The organism is Agrobacterium pusense (genome assembly GCF_013285525.1).
Taxonomy (GTDB): domain Bacteria; phylum Pseudomonadota; class Alphaproteobacteria; order Rhizobiales; family Rhizobiaceae; genus Agrobacterium; species Agrobacterium pusense.
In genome coordinates, this window is sequence record NZ_CP053857.1 from 705966 (window position 1) to 730632 (window position 24667).

The window sequence follows — 24667 nt, forward strand, 5'->3', positions numbered from 1 at the left end:
CCGTCGTCATTCGACGAAAATCCGGACACTCGACGCACGGCCATCGGCGTCAATCACCGTGAGTGTGGAAAACCCCTGTCCTTCCGGGCGCCATTCACTGCTGCGACGGTGGGATGCATCCGGCAGAGGCAAACCGTTGGCGAGCCAGCGGAAGGGTGCGCGCCCGCCCTGAAGCTTCAGCACCAGTGGCGAGATGCCCGACTGGCCGGAAAGCTCCACCCGCGCGCCCTCGGGCGGATAAACGATGCGCGGGGCGCTTTCACGTCTTGAAGCCGAAAGCAGGCCGTTTGCGGTCGTCGTAAAACGCCGCTGGTTTGCCGGAAGGTCGGCCACGCTCACGCGCGCCACGCCGGAGGGTGCTGCCGGCATTGGCGTGATCGCTACGCCCGATTTTTCAAAGGCGTCGAAGAGGATGGGAGCCGCCGTCGCGTAACCGGCAATACCCGGCACGGCGCCGTTATCGGCGCGGCCGACCCAGACGCCGACCACGTGCCGCCCGTCATACCCGATCGACCAGGCGTCGCGGTAACCGTAGCTGGTGCCGGTCTTGTAGGCGATGCCGCGCTGTTTCATGCCGAGTGGCGGCAGCACGCCGGACAGGATGTCCGAAACGTTCCAGATTGCGGCATCGGAAAACAATCGGTCGCCTTCCAGCCGTTCCGGGGCGGAGCGGACGCCATCACCGAGGCGTACGGGACCGTCGCCACCTGTTAGCCCGGCATAAAGCTGGACAAGATCGACAAGCGAAATACCGGCGCCTCCGAGAGCAATGGCGAGCCCGGGTGCTTCGTTGGCGGGCAACGCGAGTGTGACACCAGACCGCCGGAACCGCACCATCAACGCCGATGGGCTCACCGCGTCGAGCAATTTCACGGCGGGCACGTTGAGCGACAGTTGCAGCGCCTGCCTGATGCTGACATCGCCCTGATAATGCATGTCGAAATTGCGCGGCCGGTAACCGGAAAAATCAGCCGGGCGATCCTCGATGATGGTCTCCTGGCCGATCAGGCCATCCTCAAAGGCGAGGCCATAAATCAATGGCTTGAGGGTCGATCCGGGCGAGCGCACCGCGCGGCTCATCTCCACGAAACCCCTCCTCGCGGTATCGAGATAATCCGCCGAGCCGACCTCCGCCAGAATACCCCCGCTCTCTGCATCGGCCATGACGATGGCGACGGATACCTTATCGCCGATTTTTCCTGCTGCATGGCGCGCCACGCCTTCCAGTTCCCGCTGGATCGACAGCTTCAGCGTCGAGCGTATTTCTACAGCATTGGGGAATTTCGCACGCGCGGCAGCAGCCATGTGCGGTGCTAACGCCGGCAGATCGCGCCGGCTGGTCGGAACGCCCGCAAGCGTTGCCCGTTCCGCTTCGCCCTCACCCACGACACGTTCGACGGCAAGCCTCTGCAAGACCCGTTCCCTTGCCTGTCTCGCCGCCTCGGGATACCTGTCCGGGCGACGCCTTTCTGGCAATTGCGGCAGGGCGACCAGAAGGGCCGCCTCGGCCGTGTCGAGCCTTCCCGGCTCCTTGCCGAACCAGGCAAGGCTGGCCGCGCGTATTCCTTCGAGATTGCCGCCATAGGGCGCGATATTCAGATAAAGATCGAGGATATCCGCCTTGCTGAGCCGCCGTTCGATTTGAATAGCCCGCAGAGCCTGAAGAAGCTTTGCCGAGAAGGAGCGATCGGCGCGCGGCTCGACCAGCCTCGCCACCTGCATGGAAAGCGTCGAGGCGCCGGATACGATCCGGCCGTTGCTCACCAGTTGCCACGCGGAACGCAGCAAGGCCCAGGGATCGATACCGTGATGGTCGTAAAAGCGTTGGTCCTCATAGGCGACCAGCATCCGCAGGAACTGCGGATCGACCTCGGCCGCCCTGGTGTCGAGCCGCCAGCGGCCATCCGCTGTTGCGAAGGCACGCAGCAACTTGCCGTCGCGGTCCAACACCTCGAAGGATCGCTGCCGCGCTGTCTCGAGCGGCGGCGGGTAGGCCTTGTCCAGCGCATCCAGACCGAAGGCCGCACCGCTGATAAGCAATGCGGCCATAACGAAGCCGACGATGACAGCTTTTTTCCGCCTCATGGGGTCGCCGAACGCACCTCCATGCGGCCGGTTGCGGTGCGGGCGGCAAATTGCGGCCGGTACATATCCTCAACAGACGCCGCCGGATGATCATAAGTACCGGGAGTGACCGCGCGGACGACATAGGCCAGCGCAATTTCCGAACTGTCCCCTGCCGAGCGATCGAAGGCCGCGACAAAACGGTCGTAGCGAAATTCGGTATGCGCAGCCTCCGTTTCCGGCAACCAGTCGAAATTCGACAGTTCGGCCGAATTGACGAGGCTCGGATTGTCGATCTCGAAACCGGAAGGCAGTAGATCCGTCACCAGAATGCGCGACTGCCAGTTATTCTGCGGCACCACGTTCAGAACCACGACATAACGTTCGTTCTGTGTGACGTCGCTCGGGTTCACCTCTTCACCGTCCATGGAGTAATAGGTGCGGGTGATGGTGAAGCCTTCGCCGCCGGCAGCGAGCGGCTGAGCCGGCGGGGCCACCGTAGTGACAACGGCCGTGACCGGATCAGCCGAGGCATTGGCGATCTTCAGCGGTGCGGCCAGCAACTCGTCGCCGCTCATCCGCTTCCCGAAACCGCCGGTCTGCAGATCACCGTTCACATCGAGACGGATATCCTTGTCCTCGCCTTTCACGGCCCGGGCGGCCAGCAGCATCCATGCCTGCTCCTGTGTGCTGGTATAGGGCTTCTTTTCCCATTCCTTTGCCACGGCACCGGCAAGCTGCGGCACGACGGCCGGAACCGGACGGCTTTCCGCCGCCAGCGCCAGCGCCGCCGCGCCATCGCGAAGGGCGGAGCCGTAATCGGCGCGGGCGAAGCTGACATTGGTGGCGCGGCTGGCCATGTCGAGCGAGGCACCGAACACGGTCTTCGAACGGGTTTGGTCGCCGTAAAGCGAAAGGGCTGCGGCAACCTGCGCCTTGGCAAGCGGCGTCGGGAAATCGGCAAGCGCAGTATCGGCGTAATAACGCAGATCGTTGATCGCCGCCTTGCGGTTGCGCGCCAGCACATAAAGCGAATAGGCGATCTCGTTTCCGCGATCCTTGACATTGCTGTCATAGGACAGGCCGTTCTGCAGGTTGTTCAACGCCTGCACCATGGCCGCTTCGGGGACATCGTACTTCTGCTCGCGCGCGCGGGTCAGGAAGTCGGTAATATAGGCATCGAGCCACAGATCGCCGTAACCCGGCGACCAGAGGCCGAAGCTGCCGGAACTCGACTGGAAGGACAGCACGCGGTAGACCGCTTCCTGAACCCTCTTACGGGTGTCGGGATCTTCAGCCATGCCGCTGTCCTTCGTCAGTTCCGAGACGTAAAGCAGCGGCAGCGCGCGGCTCGTCGTCTGTTCGGCGCAGCCGTAAGGATATTTGTCCAGCATCATCACCAGCGCCGGGATATCGAAAGCGGGCGAGCGCGTGACATTAACGGCGACGGAGGAGCCGAGGAGCATGCTATCGGCCAGAAGATCGCCATTGATCGTCAGGCTGCTGTTCGGCGCAATCTTAATTTCGCGCCGCGTCGTGACTGGAAGAACGGCCGGGCGAACCGGAACATTCAGAACCTGCTCAAGCGAGACACCTGCCGCATTGGAGACCTTGATTGTGATCGCCCCATTGCCGGGCTGTTCGCCCGTCAGCGGAACGGTCAAAGACGACTTGCCGCCCTTTTGCAGCGCAAGTGTCTGCGACACTTCACCCTGATCGACCGTCAGAGCCGTATTGCTAGTCACATCCAGCCGGTAATCGCCGGCGTCGCCATCCGTATTGGCGATATCAAGCCGCAATTGCGAGATATCGCCGGGGGCGAGGAATTTCGGCGCGCTGGCCGTTACCACGACGGGATCGCGAATGATGGCATCGGAAACCGCATGTCCCACGCCGGTCTTCGTCCAGGCAACCGCCATGATGCGGGCCGTCCCGTTGAACTGCGGAATCTCGAAGCTCACCGTCGCCTTGCCGTTAGCGTCAAGTTCGACCGGACCGGCAAAGAAGGCCACAAGCTTTTCCGTGGGCGGGCTGCCCTGAAGGGCCGCCCCGCCGCCATCACCACCGGTGCGCAGCCGGCCGGTGGCGCCAAGCGAGCCGTCAATCAGGCGGCCATAGAGGTCGCGGATTTCCAGTCCCAGCCGGCGCTGGCCGAAATACCATTCATCCGGCTTCGGCGGCTCATAGCGGGTGAGGTTCAAGATGCCGACATCGACCGCCGCAACGATGGCGTAGGCCTTTTCGCCCACACCAGCCCCCGCAACCGTGATCGGAATTTCGAGCGGCTGGCGCGGCAGCGTCTTCTGCGGCGCGCCGAGTGTGACGGCAAGCTTGCGCTCGGCCGGATCGACGGCAAGCCACTTGATGCCGATGGCGCGCATCGGCATACGGCTTTCCTGCGCGTCGCCGGGGCGGAACAGCGTCGCCGTCACATAAGCGCCAGCGCCCCATTCCTCGGTGACCGGAATGTCGATCTCGCCGCCCTCTTCGCCGATCTCGGCATTCTGTACCGCAATCAGCTTTTCCGAACCGGACGTTATCAGCAATTCACCGGCGAAACGTGAGGAGACCTTGAGTTTGGCCGTATCGCCGATCTTGTAGCTCTGTTTGTCCAGCGCGATTTCCAGCGCATCCGGCGTTTCCGTCGAGCTTGCCTCGACATAGAAACCGGCATCGAATTCGACACTGGAAACCGGTGCGCCATTACCCGCACCCTCCACTTCAAGCCGGTAGCGGCCCCAGGTGACCGGCACGGAAATTTCGCCGCCATTGGCGTCGACCGAAAGCGTGCCGGTTTCCTGCTGCTTGGTGTATTCCACGGGCTCATAACGCCAGGAATTACCCTGGCGATACCATTGATAGTTACGCTCTACCTTGATGAGCTTCCAGGTCAGGCCATTCATCGCCTGTTTGGCACCATCGGCACTGACACCGATGATATGGAAACGTCCAACGGAGTTCTGGGCGAGATCGCCGGAAAACTGCGGCTTGATGCCAATGACGGATGCTTCCGCCTTGATGGGCAGCGCCAGCGAGCGTTCCACGGCGCGGCCGCCGGCTTCGCGCATGCGCACGGTGATGTTGGCGGAGAGAAGCTGCGTTGTGGATGGCAGATCGGTGAGATCAACGTTGAATCTCGCTTTGCCCTCTTCATCCAGGACCGGCAGATCGGCAAGCGTCGTGCGGTTTTCCTCTTCGCTTTCCTCATCGGCCAGGCCGAAGAAATAACCTTCGAAATCGGCGCTGGTGCGCGTCGGCTTGATCGCGACCTCTCCTTCCAGCGTCAGGCCGGCAGCGGGCGCGCCATAGAGATAACGGCCATCAACGTCGATTGCCGTTTCTGCGCCCGGATCGATCTGTTTTGCCTTGCTCGAGAGGTCAAACTCGGTGCGGTCAGGCACAAAATCATCGACAAGGAAGCTCTTTTCGCTGATCGCAGCCGTTTTCGGGTCGGTATGGATGCGCAATGTCCAGGTGCCGCGCATGGCATTTGCCTGCAACGGCAGATCCACCGCATGACCGCCAAGCGCCTTGCCGTCGCTGACAAAGCGCCGGTCTTCCACCCCGTCAGGGCGTGAGAAAATGAAAGTGAGCGGCAGGTCCTCGATTGCCTTGCCGTCAACGTCACGGGCCAGGGCTGCGGCATGCACGGTCTCGCCGGCACGGTAGATGCCACGTTCGGTCCAGCTGAACACGTCGATAGCACCGGGTGCTGCACGTCCCGTCACGCCGCGATCCGAGAGATCGAAGCCTGCACGGGTCATATCGAGGAACACGTAATCCTCATCGCCGTTGCGCGCGGTCAGGATGGCAGGCGCCTGAGCCGCCGTGCCGCGCATCAGGCCGGCAGAGAACACCGCGCGTCCGTCCGCATCGGTTTTCGCGGTGCCCAGCACCTCGTTGTTCTTGGCCAGGAGCTGCAGATCCACGTCCGCAAGCGGTTTGGCGCTGCCGAGTGCACGGACAAATACATTCAAACCGTCCGTTCCGGCATAGGTGGTGATGCCGGTATCCGACACGAGGAACCATTGGGTGGCGCGCGAATCCCAAGTTTCCGGCGCTGTGCCCGGCGGCACGGCAGTCAGCACATAGATGCCCGGCTTGCGCTCCGGCAAGGCCTCATCCACTGGAAAACTCGTCACCACGTCCTTGTTGAGATCGGGCTGGATATCAATCGAGCCCTGCCAGACAAGCTCGCCGATTTCGTTTTCGATACGCTCGGCATTGTAACCGTCCATCTGCGTCAGAAACTGCGAATTTGCGAGCAGCGCGGTGATATTGCGGTCACCGACGCGATAAAGCTTCAGGTCGGCCTTGTCGGCATTCACAGAGACAATTGGAATGCCACGGCGCGCACTGCCCGGCAGCACGAAATTCTCGCCGGTGAAGCGCACGCTGGCCGTGCGGTCACGCACGTAAATATCGAGATTGACCTGTTTTTCCAGCGGCTCTTCCACGGAAGACGGCAGGCCGGCGCGCAGTGCGATCTTGTAGCGCTGGCCATGGGTCAGGCCTTCGACGCAAATTTCGCTGCCCTTCGCCTCGATGGCCTTGGGAGCTGCCCCATCCAGCGTGATGAAGGAAGAATAATCGACGCCATTCTTCACCAGCGGTTCGGAAAACTGCACGCAGGCGCGCGGGCTTACGCTGTCCGTATCCACCGTATTGTTGATGACGCGAAAACCCTGGCGCGTGCGCAGGTCGGCATAGGCCGCCTTTGTCTGTGCATCGTCGGTAAGCGCAAGGCTTTCTTTATAGGCATTGAGGGCTGCGCGATAATTCTGAGTTCTTTCAAATGCCTTCGCCAGCCGGTTCAAGGCTTCGGTGCGGGCGCTGACTGTTCGGCTCAGCTGATAGGCATTGATGGCGGCAGACGCCGCTTGCCCTGCGATCGAATAATTATCGGTGACCTGCGCCGCCTTTTCGGAAAGCTCCGCCCAGAGCGCGCCGTCGTCTGGCGTGATCGCAAGGGCCTGCTTATAGGTCGTAACCGCATCGGGAACATTGCCCGCGGCCGCCTGCTGCCGCGCCATCTGTACGAGGGCTTCCACGCCTTGCCCGCCCTCACCGTCATTCGCCGCAAGGCCGGATTTCATTCGGCGCGCTTCCTGCTGCAGACTGTCAGTGACGAAGGACAGGCGCTGCGGCGCGCCGATATCGGCTTCCGTCGCCACTTCGACAATCTTGCCGGCAACCGCACCGGGGAAGGCGTTCAGCTGATTGAAATCAGATTTGAGGAAGCACCATTTCACCTTTGGATTGTAGGTAAAGGCCTTGCAGGATGTGTCCCCGGCGCAAATCTCGCCACATTGCTCCAACGAGACGTTTTGCTCCGTCCTGAGATCGAAGCCGAAATAATCGCCATTTTGGGTGGTCACGACCTTGCGGGAGGGTTCCGCCGCCATGGCTGGCGCAAAAATCATGGCGGCTGAGACCGCAACCAGCGAAATCCGGACGAGCGCGCGCAACGACATCAGTTTTCTCCCCGCAACAGACATGTCGGGCGGGACTCTGGTCAAATCCACGCATGGTTGTCAACGCATCTTCGTCAATTCGCCTCATGACAATCTGTGGAGAGGAAAAGAAGCTGCGTTTAGTCCTCTATTTTACGCGCTTCCGAGATGAGCATGATCGGCACACCGTCACGAATTGGATAAGCAAGCCGCGCATTTTCGGAGATGAGTTCATTGCGGGCGCGGTCATAGGAAAGGCGGCCCTTCGTCAAAGGGCAGACAAGCAATTCGAGAAGCTTCGGATCGACGTTGTTCATCCTGTCGTCCATGGCGGCGATCCTACTGCAGCACGTTGCCGCCCTCACCCGATCCCTGGGCAAGAACGATCTCGGTGATTGCGATCAATGTTTCGGCCCGCGTCTTGAGATCGGGCGCTTCCAGCAGCGCCTGTTTTTCGGCGGGTCCAAAGGGAGACATCATGGAAAGCGAATTGACCAGAACACGGTTGCCGGCCCTTTCCACACTCTCCCAATCCGCTTCCAGCTGGTTGGCCTCCAGAAACGAGCGGAACACCCGCAGCAGGTTTTCACGGTCCACGGCCTCCTCATCGTATTCGCCGGAGAGATCGGCGATGAAGGGCGCGTGACGGAAACTGCGATAGGGCTTGCCGGCCTCCACCTCCTCCAGCAGACGGAAACGGCACACACCGGTGAGCGAGATGATGTAACGGCCATCGCCGGTTTCGGAAAAGGAGGTGATGCGGCCAAGGCACCCAACCGCACTCAACGGCCCGCCTTCCAGGCCCGATTCAATGACATGAAGGGCTGGCTGCACCATGCCGATGAGACGGTGACCCGCCAACGCCGTGTCGATCATGGCAAGATATCTTGGCTCGAAGATATTGAGTGGAAGATGGCCTTCCGGCAACAGAAGAGCACCGGGAAGGGGAAAAACCGGCACGGTTTCCGGCAGGTCGTCGCTCTTCACATATCTTGCATTTCCGACATGCATGGGAATCAAGCCCCCTGTTCACTGCTGCCGGCCGGCGGATCAACCGCCTGGCCGGGATATGCCCGCATCACGAAAACAGTATCGACGAAAGCTTCCGGCGGCCGGCGACGGTCGCCGGATCCTTAAAGCCCCAGGCCTCGAAAAATTCGAGAAGCTGGCGGCGCGCGCCGTCGTCATCGAAGGTCCGATCCTTACGCATAACGTAGAGCAGATGATCCGCCGCCTCGTCGCGCCGACCCTGCGCATTCAGCACCTTTGCAAGCTTAACCCGTGCCTCGTGTCGATCCGGGTCGGCTGCCAGTTCGCTTTCCAGCGCCACTGGATCGCCGATCTTGCGGGCTTCCTCATATTGAGCGATCTTTTTCGAAACGAGCTGAATGCCCGCATCCTCATTGAGTTCCGCCGGCAGTGACGACAGCAATTCACTGGCCCGCTCATATTGTCCGGCGGCGATCATGCATTCGGCAATGCCGGCAATCGCTGCGGGGTTTTCCGGATCCGCCTGCATGACAGCGCCAAAGAGCTGTGCTGCGCCGTTAAAATCGCCATCGGCCAGAAGCTGTTTCGCTTCGGTCAGAACGGCCTCGATCTCCGCCCTGGGATCGCCCGCATCAGGGCCGGCAATCTTTTCGATGAATTGCTTGATCTGGCTTTCCGGCACCGCACCCATGAAGCCGTCGACCGGCCGGCCATCCGCAAAAGCCACGATTGCCGGAATGGACTGGATGCCGAGCTGGCCGGGAATGGACGGGTGGTCGTCAATGTTCAGCTTCACGAGCTTCACGCGGCCATTCGCTTCGTTGACGACTTTCTCGAGCACGGGCGTCAGCTGTTTGCACGGGCCGCACCAGGGTGCCCAGAAATCCACGAGAACTGGCTGACGACGTGACTCTTCGAGAACGTCCTTGGAGAAACCAGCCGTCGTTGTGTCCTTGATGTGTCCGGAGGACGCACCATTCAGCTCGCCACTATAGTGCGCGCTTGCGGACATCTGCCCGCCGTAGGAACCGCCGTAAGGATTATTCGTGTCGCTCATGCCGGTCTCCCGTAACCTCTGTCATATGTCTTGATTGAAGCAAAGATCGTATCTCACTCGCTGACTTTCAAGACAAGCGGCGTATGTCCGGTCGCCTCGAGAAAGCGAATGAGATCCGCGGATGCGATTGTCGTCGTCTGCTCGTTGGAGAGCGGGTGGCCATTGACAAGTTCGTTTTCCAGAAGCGCGCTATCCAACACAAAAGTGACCTGCCGGTCCGTGTCGTTGATTGCGCCGAACACCGTGACCGAACCCGGCACCACACCCAGATATTCGAGCATTTTTTCCGGCCGGCCGAAGGACACGCGGCTTGCCGCACCGATGGTCTTATGGACGCTTTTCAGATCCACGACCGCGTTTTCTTCCACGGTCAGAACGAAGTACTGGTCCTTCTTGTCCTTTACAAAGAGGTTCTTTGTGTGGCCGCCGGGGATGAGGTCGCGCAATGACTGCGATTCCGCGACGGTAAAGACAGGCTCGTGCTGTTTCGTGGTGTGCGAAATTCCGAGCCCATCGAGAAATTCGAACAGCTCCGCTGCCGTCTTGCGAGAATTCTCCGCCATATGCTGCCGCCTGCCTCTGCCGATTCCATTGTCGTTGCCTCATGATTAAGGGGGCAGCCGCCGATTGGCAACGCGGGAAAAATCGGCTGCAGGAAAAATTATCAATCTTTTCCGCCGCTTGTCGCATTTCTCAAAGAAATTTTCGCGTTTTCGTCATTTCCCTGTTGCATTCCAAAATCGATTGAGCGATATAGCGCCCGTCGCCGCTTCGGCGGCCCACGGTTCAGCATACTACCCCGGACCGGTGGATTTGAGCGGGTGTAGCTCAGGGGTAGAGCACAACCTTGCCAAGGTTGGGGTCGAGGGTTCAAATCCCTTCGCCCGCTCCAGTTTCCCAAGTCATGATCTTCCGGATGTTTATTTTTTCGCAGCGGCGGTTTTCGTTCCGGCGTCATCGGCTTCATATTGTCTGTGTGCGAGCGGTACAAAAATTGTCCCCCGGGCGGAACCTATATCGAGGATGGCCGTTTGAACGCTGAGGCTCCTAACCTCAGTTCCCTCTGACTGCCCGCTGCCAGCGGGCATTTTTTTACCCTCTTTAAAGTCGCCTCCTGCGCCCGCCCCTTTAAAACTACGGGTGAGAGCTCCGTCATACGCGGCTGAATGGCAGAACAACCCTGTCAGCAGCAACAATATGATGCCTTGATCTTGCCATATTTCATTCAGTGTGCTTTTGTGCAGCCGCCCTTGTGGGAGGGGGTAGAGGTCGAGGCCCGCTGGCTGCATTTTAGCAGTAAGCGGGTTTCCCTTTTTTTGGGCGAAACTCGCCGGCAACGCCGCCTTATCCATTGCTATTTTCCGCTGAGACAAGCAACGAACTCCCGCGCTACACGGTAAGGTATGGTTTTTTCGTATGAAGGAAAGTGGTAGCGGGAGAGGGACTTGAACCCCCGACACGCGGATTATGATTCCGCTGCTCTAACCACCTGAGCTACCCCGCCACAGGGGAAACGTGACAGTCATGTGACCGGCCGTTCCATCAGGATGAGCGGCTTATAAGGTGCCGCTCCCCAAAGTGTCAAGCGCAAGATGCGCAAAAAATTCGCTTTCCGCATCGCTGCAAAAAGCGAGTGGTTTCAGGCGGCAACCGGCTTTTCCAAGAGCGCCTTGAGCGACGCCTCGGCCTCCGCCGAGCGCTCGGACCGTTCAATGAAACCACCACCGTACACGCGGGCATCCGCGCCCGGCGCGGAATAAAGCACGCAGGCCTGACCGGGCGCGACACCCGCTTCTCCGGTCATCAGGTCCACATAGATGCCATTCTCATCCGCATGCAGCACTGCCTCCGTCGGAGGACGGGTGGAACGCACCTTGGCGAAGCAGGCGAAGCCCTGCCCGGCGTCGACGGCCAAGTCGCCATCACCCAACCAGTTCATGTCACGCAGATAGACGCGGCGGGTTTCCAGCGCCTCACGTGGGCCAACGATGACCCGGCGGCCACGCGCATCGAGATGCACGACGTAAAGCGGCTCGCCCGTCGCAACGCCGATACCGCGGCGCTGGCCGATCGTATAATGCACGATGCCATCGTGGCGGCCGAGCACACGCCCGTCGAGATGCACGATATCACCCGCCAGAGCCGCATTCGGCTTCAGCTTGTTGATGATATCGGTATATTTTCCCTGCGGTACGAAACAGATATCCTGGCTGTCGGCCTTCTTGGCAACGACAAGCCCCATTTCTTCCGCCAAAGCCCGCGTTTCGGCCTTGGAGAGGCCACCGAGTGGAAAGCGCAGATAATCGATCTGTTCCTGCGTGGTTGCGAACAGGAACCAGCTCTGGTCGCGGTCGCTGTCGATCGGCCGATAGAGCGCGCGGCGGCCCGGCTGGCCGGGAACGGGGTTGGGCCGCGAACGGATGTAGTGGCCCGTGGCCAGCGCATCGGCACCCAGTTCCTGCGCAGTCGCTAGAAGATCGGCGAATTTTACCGTCTGGTTGCAGGCAACACAGGGAATGGGCGTCTCACCCATCGCATAAGCTTCCGCAAAGGGGTTGATGACGGTTTCACGGAAACGCGCTTCATAATCCAGCACGTAATGGGGGATACCCAGCGTTTCGCAGACCCGGCGCGCATCGTCGATATCCTGGCCGGCGCAACAGGAGCCGGCGCGGTGCACGGCGGCGCCATGGTCATACAGCTGGAGGGTGATGCCGAGGACATCATAGCCCTCGCGCTTGAGGATACCGGCCACAACAGAAGAATCGACGCCACCGGACATGGCGACAACGATCCGGGTATCTTCCGGCCTCTTGTCAAAATCGAGCGTATTCACGTTTTTTCCCATCGTCAGTCATAACGGGGGTAAAGGCCCCGCCGCCTGTCGGTCATCCGCCGCGAGAAACCCTGCCCACAAAACGGGGCCGTCCTGTCTCGCATACTGCGGATTTAAGGGCTGCATATAGAAAGGAATGGCTTCACACGCAAGTACGGGGCGGAAAACCGCCCCGTAAAGCCGTCTGATTCCCTCTGTGGAGGACTTCAGGCGCCAGCTGTCTTCTGGCCGCTGCTGCCGAACCACTTGTCGCGCTCCCGCCACAGGGCGGGCATGGCCAGCAATCCGATGGCCGTGAAGGCGATCAGCGTCTTGTTCAGCTGCGACAGTTCCGCCGTGCGGCCATCGAGATAATAAACGCCGTAGACGATCGCCACGTGCCAGACATAGACCTGCAGCGAGTGGCGGCCGAGCAATTGCAGGAACTTCAGCGACAGCACCCAGATAACGCCTTCGGCGATGGAGCGCACGAGCGGGCGGTGGTGATGCGGTCCAGCAATCACGAGCCAGGTGAGGCCAACGCCGACGGCGAGGAAGTTGATGAGATAGACCGGGCCGAAATCGGCGCGGATTTCCATCGTCGAAAACTTGCCCATCATGAATTCCGGCATCAGACCCCACGCGGTAGCGATGCGGAGCGGCATGAAGAACAGGCAGATAACAAGCGCGGCCTTCGGCAGCCAAGTGTGCTCCGGGGAGAAAATCTTCTTCCACGGAATGCGGTTCTGCGCCGTCATAGCACCCATCACCAGCGCCGAGTAGAACACCAGCTGCCAGCCGAGCAGGTTGAAGCTAACGCGAATACCCTGTTCGTCCGCGCCCTTCACAAGTTCATTGAGAGGCGTCGTCAAGATCTGCTGTAGGCCAAGCTGTCCCGCCATCCACAACAGCAGCGAGCCGGCCATGACATAGGCCCACTTGCCATCGAGGCAGAGCTTCACCAGGACAGGCGCAAAAATCATGTAGACAATATATTGCGGCAGAATGTCCATGAAGGTCGGCTGGAAGAGAAATGTCGCAATTGCCGCCAGACGCAGCGGATCGTCGAAAGACGTCATGCCGAGCCAATTGTACCAGATATAGGGCGCATGCGGGATGATCATACGGAAGAACAAAACGGCAATGACGAGACCCATCGCATAACGATAGAGTTCCAGCGCGCGGTTCCAGATCATCTGTTTACCGGCGTCATAGCCATATTTCATCATCTTGCGCGCGTATACCATGCCGATCAGCAGGCCGGACAGGAATACGAAGCCCTGCGCGTCCTCGACAAAAGCGAACTGGCGATGATTGATTTCCACCAGCCAGAAGCCGCCGGCAAACACCAGATGGTTGATCAGCATGAAGACGAGGAAGTAACCACGCATCCCGTCGATCAGGTCAAAGCGTTTCATTTCGATAGCTCTCCGTTCTCGCGGGCCGTGCATTGCCCGGCCACCCAGCCCGGCCTGCGAGATGCCGGGAATTGGATTGTCAACGCGTTTTTGCGGCTGAGGTTCCGCTCCCAAAGCGGTTTAGAACCGGCACGAAAAGTCACATTGACGTGTACGCCCTGTGGTTAGGACGCGGGGACTGAATGACGGATGAATGAAAAAAGGCAATTCCGTGAAGCGGATGAGCCATGCGCCCGGGACATACCGAGGCAAACAAGCCTCAAGGCCTTGCATGGCAGGGGAAAGCCGAATCCGCCGCGCGTGGTTGGCGGATATATCACCCGTAAGATCTCCCAATCTTTTTTGGCGGCATCCCGCCATGCTTTTTAGGAAGCTTATCGAACGAAACGGATAAGGCCCGGCGGTGAAGCGACCGCCGGGCCTTATCCGTTTAAGAGGCTCTGATTCGTCAGGCGGCGGCCTGGATGGCGGCGACCTGCCAGTTGTCGTTGCCGGGGCGGCGGACAAAGGTCCACATTTCCACCGACTCGGACGGATGTTGCTCGTCACCTTCGATCACCTTGCCGGAGGTGCGGTCGCGCATCACGTCGATGGCAGAGTAACGCATTGCGACTGTCGCGTAGTCCTGCCCTTCTTCGTGCCATGCTTCGGCGACATCGCCCTGCAGCAGCGTCACCTCGCGCACGTCGTTTTTCACGCCGCTTGTCGCGTTATCGCTGAGTTCTTCAGCGAGATAAGACATGGCTTCTGGCGTCGTCAGTTTGCGCAATGTGCCATAATCTTCGGCGGCGTAGGCAGCCTGCACGTCTTCCAGCATTTTCTGGAACGTCTCGAGGTCGCCCTGCGTGATGCCGATTTCGTCGCCTTCCGAGATGGCGTTGGCGTGGGCTGTGGGCTTTGCCGTTGCGGCAGCAGCAGCCGCTCCGCCCGCAGCGCCGGCCATCGCGCCGATCTTCGGGATCTTGAACGAGGATGCGGCCGGACCCGCCTGCGAACCGCTATTATAGGAGGAGCCGGAGTGATCCGTGCGGGGCGAGCCGTTGGCCGATCCATAAGCGGGCTGGCCCTGACGGCGCGACGCGAAGAAACGCATGGCCAGCATGACCAGAAGGCCGATCAGCGCAACCTGCAGCAACATGCCGAAGAAACCGGCCATGCCGCCGAAACCACCACCCAGAAGCATGCCGAACAGACCGCCCATCAGCAGCCCGCCCATCAGACCGCCCATCATGCCGCCAAACAGACCGCGATTCTGCTGCGGCGCCTGCGCGCCGGGACGAGCTGGCTGAGCAGCGCTCGGCGCTGCCTGATTGGTGTTGGGCGTCATGCTGCGGTTAATCGGCGCGGTCTGGCCGGGCGCAGTGCTGGTCGAAGGGGGAGCGGAGTAAGTCCGCGTGCCACGGCTGCCAAAACCGCCGCTGGCGCGACGTGCTTCTGCCATATCAACCGCCACAAAAGACACCGCGATACCAAGCGCGGCGACTGCGAACAAACCCTTGAAGCGCCGAAAGGCAGCAAACATCGTTATCTCCTGTTGGCCGCCCTCCCATGAGCGGCATCTCAACAGGCGATATAGCAACTCATGATCATCATTTTTAGACCGCTCGGCTTAAATTTTTTGTGATATGCAACCAAGGCGTGAGGCGCGTGAAATCTGCCGCAATTCGAAAGCTGGAAAAACAAAAACCGGCACAGGGTTTCCCCTGCACCGGTTCCTATTGTCCCCTTGGGAGGAACGATAGATCAGTCGACGTTGAACGTCAGCGGCTTGACGTGGCGGATGGCCGGGTTGGCGCGCAGCTTGTCCAGCACCTCTTCGGAAACCGGACCGTCGACATAAAGCAGGGCGATGGCGTCGCCGCCTTCCTTTTCACGTCCAAGCTGGAAGTTGGCGATGTTGACGCCAGCCTCGCCGAGCGTGGTGCCCATGAAGCCGATCATGCCGGGAACGTCGGTATTGGTGATGTAGATCATGTGCGATCCGACATCGGCATCCATGTTGATGTTCTTGATCTGGATGAAACGTGGCTTGCCATCCGAGAACACCGTGCCGGCAACCGAGCGGATCTGGTTTTCCGTCTTCACCGTCAGCTTGATGTAACCGTCGTAAACGCCGGTCTTGTCGCGCTTGACCTCGGAAAGGATGATGCCTTTCTCCTTGATCATGACGGGGGCCGAAACCATGTTCACGTCGGCAACCTGACTGCGGATGAGGCCAGCCAGCAATGCACTGGTCAACGCCTTCGTGTTCATGTTGGCGGTTGCACCGTCGTAAAGGATTTCGATTTCTTTCGTGGCGCTTTCCTGGACCTGACCAACGAAAGAACCGAGAACATCCGCCAGACGAATGAAGGGCTTCAGGCGCGGTGCTTCATCAGCCGTGATCGACGGCATGTTGATGGCGTTGGAGACGGCACCCTTGACGAGATAATCCGACATCTGCTCGGCAACCTGCAGGGCAACGTTTTCCTGTGCTTCCGTGGTCGAAGCGCCAAGATGCGGCGTGCAGACGACGTTCGGAAGGCCGAAAAGCGGGCTCTCGGTGGCGGGCTCGACTTCGAACACGTCAAAACCGGCACCGGCGACGTGGCCGGACTTGATGGCTTCCGCAAGGGCAGCTTCATCCACAAGACCACCACGGGCGCAGTTGACGATACGCACGCCCTTCTTGGTCTTGGCAAGGTTCTCGGCGTTCAGGATGCCGCGCGTCTTGTCGGTCATCGGAACATGCAGGGTGATGAAATCGGCCTGGGCTAGCAACTCGTCCAGTTCAACCTTAGTGACGCCCATTTCCTGCGCGCGCTCCGGCGACAGGAAGGGGTCATAGGCGAGAACGTGCATCTTGAGGCCAAGTGCACGCGAGCAGACGATGGAGCCGATGTTACCCGCACCGATGACGCCGAGCGTCTTGCCGGTGATCTCGACACCCATGAACTTGGATTTTTCCCACTTGCCGGCCTGCGTGGAGCTATCGGCTGCCGGAAGCTGGCGGGCGACGGCAAACATCAGCGCAATCGCGTGTTCCGCCGTTGTGATGGAGTTGCCGAAAGGCGTGTTCATGACGATGATACCGCGGCGCGAGGCGGCCGGGATGTCAACATTGTCGACGCCAATGCCGGCGCGGCCGATGACCTTGAGGTTGGTCGCGGCTTCGATCAGCTTTTCGGTTGCCTTGGTGGCAGAGCGGATAGCCAGGCCATCGTAATTGCCGATGATTTCGGCAAGCTTGTCCTTGTCCTTGCCGAGCTTCGGCTGGAAATCAACTTCGACGCCACGATCACGGAAAATCTGGACGGCGGTTTCCGACAGTTCGTCGGATACGAGTACGCGAGGTGCCATGGTTCACGGGCTCCTTGAAAAACGGTGCAGTTTTGAAAGCGGGAACTATGCGGCCCTGCATCAGCGCAGGGCCGGTATCAAATCAGGCGGCAGCCTTGGAAAGTGCTGCCTTCTGCGTCTGGTAAGCCCAGATGAGCCAGGGCATGACGGCTTCCATATCGGCCGTCTCAATGGTGGCGCCGGCCCAGATGCGCAGACCGGACGGGGCGTCACGGTAAGCGCCGATATCGAGGGCGACATTTTCCTTTTCGAGCAGGGCGACGACGCCTTTGGCGAAATCGGCCTGTGCCGCGGCATCCAGCGCCTGGACCTCGGGATCGACGATCTTGAGGCAAACAGACGTGTTGGAGCGGGTTTCCGGCTTCACGGCTAGGTTGGCGATCCAGTCGTTCTTCTCGATGAAATCGTAAATCACCTTGGCATTGGCATCAGCGCGGCCGATCAGCGCCTTCAGGCCACCGAGGTTCTTTGCCCAGAGCAGCGCGTCGATATAATCTTCAACGCAGAGCATGGACGGCGTGTTGATGGTTTCACCGCTGAAGATGCCTTCGATCAGCTTGCCGCCGGAAACCATGCGGAAGATTTTTGGCAGCGGCCATGCCGGTGCGTAGCTCAAGAGACGCTCAACGGCGCGCGGCGACAGGATGATGACGCCATGGCCGCCCTCGCCGCCCAGAACCTTCTGCCAGGAGAAGGTGACGACGTCGAGTTTCGTAAAGTCCATATCCTGCGCGAAAGCCGCCGAGGTGGCGTCGCAGATGGTCAGGCCCTTGCGGTCGGCGGGAATGAAATCGGCATTGGGAACGCGAACGCCGGAGGTCGTGCCGTTCCAGGTGAAGACCACGTCGCGGTCGAAATCGACTTCGGCAAAGTTCGGCAGCAGACCGTAATCGGCCTCGAACTTGCGAACGTCCTTCAGCTTCAGCTGCTTGACGACGTCGGTGACCCAGCCGGCGCCGAAGCTTTCCCAGGCGAGCATATCGACGCCACGTTCGCCGAGCAGCGACCAGAGCGCCATTTCAACGGCGCCGGTGTCGGATGCGGGAACGATACCGATGCGATAATCGGCAGGAACATCAAGAACTTCACGGGTGAGATCGATTGCCTGCTTCAGCTTGGCTTTGCCAACCTTGGCGCGATGCGAGCGACCGAGCGACGCATCGGAGAGAGCATCTAGCGACCAACCGGGACGCTTCGAGCAGGGACCAGAGGAAAAATGCGTATTGCCCGGACGGACGTCCGGCTTCACGATATCTGTCATTTGACTACCCTTCCAGATAGGCGCTCCACGTTAGGGTGGAGTGTCCTGACGCCGTTGCTATTCCTGTCGCCGATCCCAGTCAAGCGGAATATGTCGCTACGCAGAAGATTCTTGGTCCATATGCGTCATGTCCCTTGCCACATGCCGATAAAACAAAACCGCCCGCACCCGGAGGATGCGGACGGCCCGAAACTATCAGGTTGGCGTGACGTTTATTTATAAACGGCAGGCTGCAGAGGAATATCGGCGGGCGGCATGTATTGTGCGGTATCGCAGCCGTTGAAGACATAACGGCCACCGACGCGCACTTCATGCGAATAGAGGCCCTTGTCACGGCCGGGGCCGCCGCCATTCTCATAAGCGAACATGTCGCCCTTGTTGATGTGACGGAAACGGTAACCGATATCGGCCTTCAGATTACAGGTGACATCAATGGATGCGCCGGCCATAAGGGCGTAAGCGAAACGCCACTTGCCCCTGCCGCCGTGTTCGGTGGTCGGGTCGCAGCCAAGACCATTGACACTGCAGGATGTGTTACGCAGCTTGTCCCACTTGACGTAGGAGCCGCCGATACCACCGCCGACATACGGTGTCACGCGTCCGTAAGTGCCGAGATCGACGTAGGCATTTGCCATCAGAGTATAGGCGCGAACCGAGCTAAGGTCCTCCGAGACGCAGCGGCCGGGAACGGAACCGCAGAAACCGCTCGTGGAGCCACGAAAATCCGACTTACCCATATAGTCAAAGGTCACGTCACTGCGGAAATAGTTGTTGAACTGATAACCGACGCCGGCGCCAATGACATAGCTATCGTCGATCTTCGCAGTATCGAAATCAGCGAGATAGCCACCAGGGCCACCCTGATAATAATTGGCACCACGCAGCTTATTGAAAGAATAACCGACGTCGCCACGCAGATACCAGCCGCTTGCCTGGGTGATCTCCACTTCGGGAGCATAGGTCGGCGCAGGCTCAGCTTGATAAAGATCGGCGGCAATGGTGCTGGTGCCGGTCAGCAGGACGGCCAGAAATCCGGCCAGGGCGTTTTTCATGACTTCCACTCCAGAAGAGGCACGTGCGTTTGCGGCAGCAGATGCCAGTGAACTGTTCAGTCATGGAGATTGACGTAAAATGGTTAAGTCCCGATTAACCACGCTCATTCACTATATTTATTAGTAAATACTCAAAGAAAAAGCCGGCGGAAGGCCGGCTTTTTGCTGATTTATTGTTGCTATGCCTCACGCGGCAGAGCGTGCATTCGCGATGATGCCGACAAGATCATTGACGATACGCTCCACCTTCGCGCTATCGTCGCCTTCCGCCATCACGCGGATCAGCGGTTCGGTGCCGGAAGGGCGGATGACGAGACGGCCATTATCGGCAAGCGCACTTTCCGCATCCGCAATTGCCTGTTGCACGACCGGGTTTTCCAGCGGTTTGCCACCGGAGATACGGACATTCTTCAAAAGCTGCGGCACGGGCTCGAACTTGCGGCAAACCTCGCTCACCGTGCGGCCGGAGCGCTTGACCTTGGCGAGAACCTGCAATGCCGCAACGAGGCCATCCCCCGTCGTGCCGTAATCCGACAGCACGATATGGCCGGACTGCTCACCGCCAACATTGAAATTGTGGTTGCGCATGTGTTCGACCACATAGCGGTCGCCCACCTTGGTGCGGGCAAGGGTGAGGCCCTTGTCACCAAGAAAACGCTCAAGACCGAGATTGGACATGACAGTTGCGACGATGCCACCGCCGCGGAGCGTGTTGTCTTCGGCCCAGCTGTCGGCGATGACGGCCATCAGCTGGTCGCCATCGACGATCTCACCGCGTTCATCAACGATGATGACGCGGTCCGCATCACCATCCAGCGCAATGCCGATATCGGCTCGCACCTCGTGGACCTTTTTCTGAAGGGCTTCGGGGTGCGTGGAACCACATTCGAGGTTAATGTTGATGCCGTTCGGCTCGTTGCCGATGGTGACGACTTCCGCGCCCAGTTCCCAGAGCGCCGCGGGCGCCACCTTATAAGCCGCGCCATTGGCACAGTCGATGGCGATTCGCAGGCCGCTCAATGTCACGTCGCGCGGCAGGGTGCGCTTCACGAACTCGATATAACGATAGATGTCGCCATCGACGCGCTTCGCCCGGCCGATTTCGGCAGGTTTCGCCAGTTGGGCGTAGATATCCTTGTCGAGGAGGTCTTCGATCTCCAGCTCCAGCTCATCGGAAAGCTTGTAACCGTCAGGCCCGAAAAGCTTGATGCCGTTGTCGGAGAAGGGATTGTGCGAGGCCGAGATCATCACGCCGATATCGGCGCGCAGCGAGCGGGTCAGCATGGCGACGGCCGGCGTCGGGATCGGGCCAAGCAGGAAGACGTCGAGACCGGCGGCGGTGAAGCCGGCAACCAGGGCGTTTTCCAGCATATAGCCGGAAAGGCGCGTATCCTTGCCGATGACGACACGATGGCGATGATGGCCACGGCGGAAGATCGTCCCGACGGCAATGCCCACCCGCATCGCCAGATCAGGCGTCATGGGGAAGACGTTCGATTGTCCGCGGATACCATCGGTTCCGAAATAACGGCGTGCCATTTGAACTCCAAATCTTTTCCAGCATTCCGGCATAAACTGAAAACAGCCGGAAGCGTTTTTGGCTAGATGCCACAAACCACGATAAACAGCACGTAAATTACCGCAAAAATGGCTTATATCTTGTTACCAAAATGAAAAGGCCACCCGGAACCCGGATGGCCTTTTACAATTTCTAACAGGCGCGGTCGATCAATGTGGCTGCGGCTCCATGCCGCCTTCGGCCTCGCCGTCGCCCTTTGCTTCGCCGTCACCCTTCACTTCGCTAGGGCCGTCCTTCTTGGTGCCGGCTTTTGGCACTGCGGAACCACGGCTGCCCGGAGAATCGTCTCCCAGGTCGCGGGCGGGTTTTTCGCCCTTCAGCAGGGCCTTGATCTCGTCACCCGTCAGGGTTTCGTATTCGAGCAGACCTTCGGCAATCGCAACGAAACCATCGTGATTTTCCGTCAGAATGCGGCGGGCCTCGGCATAAGCCTCGTCGATCAGGCGGCGAACTTCCGTGTCGATCGTCTGGGCTGTGGCTTCGGAGACGTTCTTCGATTGCGAGACTGAATGGCCGAGGAACACTTCCTGCTGGTTTTCACCATAGGAGACCTGGCCGAGCGCATCGGAAAAGCCCCATTGCGTCACCATGGCGCGGGCAAGCTTGGTTGCCTGCTCGATATCTGAGGAAGCGCCCGAGGTAATGTTTTCCTTACCGAAGGTCAGTTCTTCGGCAACGCGGCCACCCATCATGATGACGAGGCGCGACACCATCCACTTGTAGCTCATGGAATAGCGGTCGCCTTCCGGCAGCTGCATGACCATGCCAAGTGCGCGGCCGCGCGGGATGATCGTTGCCTTGTGCAACGGATCGGCCACGGCAACCTTCAGAGCGGTGATGGCATGACCGGCTTCGTGATAGGCGGTCAGCTTCTTTTCGGCCTCGGTCATGGCGGAAGAGCGGCGCTCCGCACCCATCATGATCTTGTCCTTGGCGTCTTCGAATTCCTGCATGGTGACCACACGCTTGTTGCGGCGGGCGGCCATGAGGGCGGCTTCGTTGACGAGGTTCATCAGGTCCGCACCCGAAAAACCGGGGGTGCCGCGGGCGAGAACCTTGAGATCGACATTCGGAGCCAGCGGCACGTTGCGGATATGCACCTTGAGGATACGCTCGCGGCCGACAATGTCCGGGTTCGGCACAACGACCTGACGGTCGAAACGGCCGGGACGCAGAAGTGCTGGGTCGAGAACGTCGGGACGGTTGGTGGCGGCGATAAGGATGATGCCTTCATTCGCCTCGAAACCGTCCATTTCGACCAGGAGCTGGTTCAGCGTCTGCTCGCGCTCGTCGTTACCGCCGCCGAGGCCGGCGCCACGATGACGACCGACGGCATCGATTTCATCGATGAAGATGATGCAAGGCGCATTCTTCTTCGCCTGCTCAAACATGTCACGCACACGGCTGGCACCGACGCCAACGAACATTTCCACGAAATCCGAACCGGAAATCGTGAAGAACGGCACGTTTGCCTCACCTGCGACGGAACGCGCAAGAAGCGTCTTACCGGTGCCCGGAGGACCAACAAGCAGAACGCCGCGCGGAATCTTGCCGCCGAGGCGCTGGAACTTCTGCGGGTCACGCAGGAATTCCACGATTTCCTCAAGATCCTGCTTGGCTTCGTCCACACCGGCAACGTCGTCAAACGTTACGCGGCCATGCGCTTCCGTCAGAAGCTTGGCCTTGGACTTGCCAAAGCCCATCGCGCCACGCGAACCACCCTGCATCTGCCGCATGAAGAACAGCCAGACGCCAAGAATGAGAAACATCGGCAGAAGCGTGCCGAGATAGCTCAGGAAACCGGAGGATCCATCGCTTTCGGGACGCGCCACGATGGTGACGTTCTTGCTCTGCAAGCGCTCCATCAAGCTGTCGTCGATAACGGGGGAATAGGTCTGAAAGGCCGTGCCGTTTTCGGTATAGGTTCCAAGAACCCGGTTACCGGTGACGGTCACGTCGCGAACTCGCCCGGAATCCACGTCGCGAATAAACTGGGAATACGGAATCTCCCGCGAACCCGTTTGCGTCGGCGACGTCTGGAACATGCTGAACAGCGCGATCAGCAAGAGGGCGATCACGGCCCACAAGGCGAAATTTCTGAAATTTGGGTTCATCGAACTCCCCGAACTCACACGGGCACAACTACTGCCCGCTATTACGTGCCCTTAACATAAGGACGACATCTGCCCTTGCCAAGGCAAAGCGCATTATCTGATGCGTTTTGGTGTAAAAACTGTTCCAAGGCAATTCACGAAAATGAGGCCCGATTTAAACCGGGGGCTGTGGGTAAGCGGCGCGCAGGAGGCGCGTGGCAATCACATTGGCCAACTCAAGGTCGAAACGCGGCAGAAAAAGATCATAAGGCGCAAGCAGCGGGCGGATCGCCGCCACGCCTGACCCCGGAAATGCGAGATCGTGATTTTCGCGCACGAAGACGGGCATCGTCTGTTTGGAGCGCTTCAATATCCCCGGAGGAATGAAACCGGAAGGCTTGATAGGAATACCCGTTGGGTCTCCGGCGCCAAAAGCGCGGACGACTATCTCTGCATCGGAATGGTTGAACACCTCGAAGCGCTCGTCCCAAACCATCCTCGCGCCCGGCGGCATTTGCAGTGATGGAATGTTTCTGTTTTCCCGCATCAGGTAGAGGGCATCCTTGCGGTAATCAAACACGACGCGATTCGCCGTTGTCCTCCCCGGTTCGCGCTTCGCGACAAGCGCCATCACTCTGTCCATCGTGTCGGAAGCCATTGGATATCGTCGACCGCCGACAACGCCTGATAGCGCCGACAGCGCATACCGGATGATGGTAGGGTCTTCGCCAAGGCTCTCAGCATTGATCCTGATTAAACCAAGGAGAAAGAAGTGAGAGTTAAGCTGTATAAACCGCGCTGCGCGTGCGGATAATTTCGACCTTATGTCGGATGTCACATTCTGAAAAAGACATGGCGTATCCGCCAGCGCCTGCCGCACCCGCACCCGCTCATTTTTGCGATTTTCGTTGCTTGGATCATCGATCCAGCCTTGCGCCCTTTCGAGAAGATAATCGCGAATGGCTTGGCGGTCGCAGTGAAGAAATGGCCGCACGACCCAGTGACGCCCACCATAGAGCACGGCGTCTGCCATACCTGATAAGCCGAGATTATCAGCCCGATTGCCGCGGGCGGCGCGCATCGCAACCGTTTCCCGTTGGTCCCCCTTTGTATGTCCTGTCACGATGACATCTGCGCCGATCGTATCCGCGACATCTGCGATCAGCCGGTAACGCGCCTGCCGCGAGGCATCGGACAAACCAGATGCTGGTTTTGGATCATCCCAACGGCGGATTGCGTGAGAGACTCCAAGCCCGGCACACAACGAGGCGACTTTGTTTGCCTCGTGGGATGACTCGGGCCTAAGCGCATGATCGACCGTGACGGCCGACAATCGCACTTCATCCCTTGAACACATGGAGGCTTCTTGCAATGCGAGCAACAAACCGGTGGAATCGCTGCCGCCGGAAATTGCCACGAGAATATGCGCGGGCTTGTGCAATTTTGCGACGAATAGTCGCGCAGCCTCAAGCGGGACAAGCCCGGTTTCGTCTGGAATGCTGGTCGTGGCAGGCATGGACAGACCGCACCATCAACGAGAAAAGGG

16 protein-coding genes and 2 tRNA genes are annotated in these 24667 nt (G+C 59.6%); 1 reads left to right on the top strand and 17 read right to left on the bottom strand.

Annotated features, from left to right (window positions below):
• Positions 1-6: 6 nt before the first annotated feature.
• From pbpC to HQN82_RS16915, 6 genes are all read right to left on the bottom strand, one after another.
• Positions 7-2085: a penicillin-binding protein 1C gene (gene pbpC / locus HQN82_RS16890; RefSeq protein ID WP_173615312.1), complete on the bottom strand. Its 2079-nt coding sequence runs from the start codon at positions 2083-2085 to the stop codon at positions 7-9.
• Positions 2082-7538 carry an alpha-2-macroglobulin family protein gene (locus HQN82_RS16895; protein WP_173615313.1) on the bottom strand — a complete coding sequence of 1819 codons (5457 nt, stop codon included), beginning with the start codon at positions 7536-7538 and terminating at the stop codon, positions 2082-2084. Before HQN82_RS16895 ends, pbpC begins: the two co-directional genes overlap by 4 nt.
• Positions 7539-7657: 119 nt before the next feature.
• A complete protein-coding gene (locus HQN82_RS16900; protein ID WP_004445702.1) occupies positions 7658-7846 on the bottom strand; it encodes a Trm112 family protein in 189 nt (62 codons plus the stop codon).
• Positions 7847-7856: 10 nt separating this feature from the next.
• Positions 7857-8528 carry an LON peptidase substrate-binding domain-containing protein gene (locus HQN82_RS16905; RefSeq protein WP_162696268.1) on the bottom strand — a complete coding sequence of 224 codons (672 nt, stop codon included), beginning with the start codon at positions 8526-8528 and terminating at the stop codon, positions 7857-7859.
• Between the two features lie 67 nt (positions 8529-8595).
• Complete coding sequence (trxA, locus tag HQN82_RS16910; RefSeq protein ID WP_173615314.1) at positions 8596-9564, bottom strand: thioredoxin; 969 nt, start codon at positions 9562-9564, stop codon at positions 8596-8598.
• A 53-nt stretch (positions 9565-9617) separates the two neighbouring features.
• Complete coding sequence (locus tag HQN82_RS16915) at positions 9618-10127, bottom strand: prolyl-tRNA synthetase associated domain-containing protein (protein WP_173615315.1); 510 nt, start codon at positions 10125-10127, stop codon at positions 9618-9620.
• Positions 10128-10381: 254 nt separating this feature from the next.
• Between HQN82_RS16915 and HQN82_RS16920 the strand changes: the two genes are divergently transcribed.
• A tRNA-Gly gene (locus tag HQN82_RS16920) sits at positions 10382-10456 on the top strand.
• A 28-nt stretch (positions 10457-10484) separates the two neighbouring features.
• Here the strand turns inward: HQN82_RS16920 and HQN82_RS16925 are convergent.
• From HQN82_RS16925 to tilS, 11 genes are all read right to left on the bottom strand, one after another.
• Positions 10485-10916, bottom strand: a complete 432-nt coding sequence (locus HQN82_RS16925; RefSeq protein ID WP_173615316.1) for a hypothetical protein — start codon at positions 10914-10916, stop codon at positions 10485-10487.
• 75 nt (positions 10917-10991) lie between these two features.
• Positions 10992-11068 (bottom strand) — tRNA-Met (locus tag HQN82_RS16930).
• 135 nt (positions 11069-11203) lie between these two features.
• Entirely contained in the window at positions 11204-12400 is a 1197-nt protein-coding gene (gene mnmA / locus HQN82_RS16935; protein WP_035209137.1) for a tRNA 2-thiouridine(34) synthase MnmA, read from the bottom strand.
• 206 nt (positions 12401-12606) lie between these two features.
• Positions 12607-13797 carry an OpgC family protein gene (locus tag HQN82_RS16940; RefSeq protein ID WP_173615317.1) on the bottom strand — a complete coding sequence of 397 codons (1191 nt, stop codon included), beginning with the start codon at positions 13795-13797 and terminating at the stop codon, positions 12607-12609.
• Positions 13798-14245: 448 nt separating this feature from the next.
• Positions 14246-15319: a Tim44 domain-containing protein gene (locus HQN82_RS16945; protein WP_173615318.1), complete on the bottom strand. Its 1074-nt coding sequence runs from the start codon at positions 15317-15319 to the stop codon at positions 14246-14248.
• A gap of 221 nt (positions 15320-15540) precedes the next feature.
• The gene (serA, locus tag HQN82_RS16950; RefSeq protein ID WP_173615319.1) at positions 15541-17136 is read right to left on the bottom strand and encodes a phosphoglycerate dehydrogenase; all 1596 of its coding nucleotides are present in this window, start codon (positions 17134-17136) and stop codon (positions 15541-15543) included.
• Between the two features lie 82 nt (positions 17137-17218).
• Positions 17219-18397 (bottom strand): phosphoserine transaminase, encoded by a 1179-nt coding sequence (locus HQN82_RS16955; RefSeq protein ID WP_173615320.1) that lies wholly within the window; start codon positions 18395-18397, stop codon positions 17219-17221.
• 212 nt (positions 18398-18609) lie between these two features.
• Complete coding sequence (locus HQN82_RS16960; protein WP_173615321.1) at positions 18610-19449, bottom strand: outer membrane protein; 840 nt, start codon at positions 19447-19449, stop codon at positions 18610-18612.
• Positions 19450-19635: 186 nt separating this feature from the next.
• The gene (gene glmM, locus HQN82_RS16965) at positions 19636-20988 is read right to left on the bottom strand and encodes a phosphoglucosamine mutase (protein WP_004445721.1); all 1353 of its coding nucleotides are present in this window, start codon (positions 20986-20988) and stop codon (positions 19636-19638) included.
• 189 nt (positions 20989-21177) lie between these two features.
• Positions 21178-23142, bottom strand: a complete 1965-nt coding sequence (gene ftsH / locus HQN82_RS16970; RefSeq protein ID WP_173615322.1) for an ATP-dependent zinc metalloprotease FtsH — start codon at positions 23140-23142, stop codon at positions 21178-21180.
• Between the two features lie 154 nt (positions 23143-23296).
• A complete protein-coding gene (gene tilS, locus HQN82_RS16975) occupies positions 23297-24637 on the bottom strand; it encodes a tRNA lysidine(34) synthetase TilS (protein ID WP_173615323.1) in 1341 nt (446 codons plus the stop codon).
• Positions 24638-24667 lie beyond the last annotated feature (30 nt).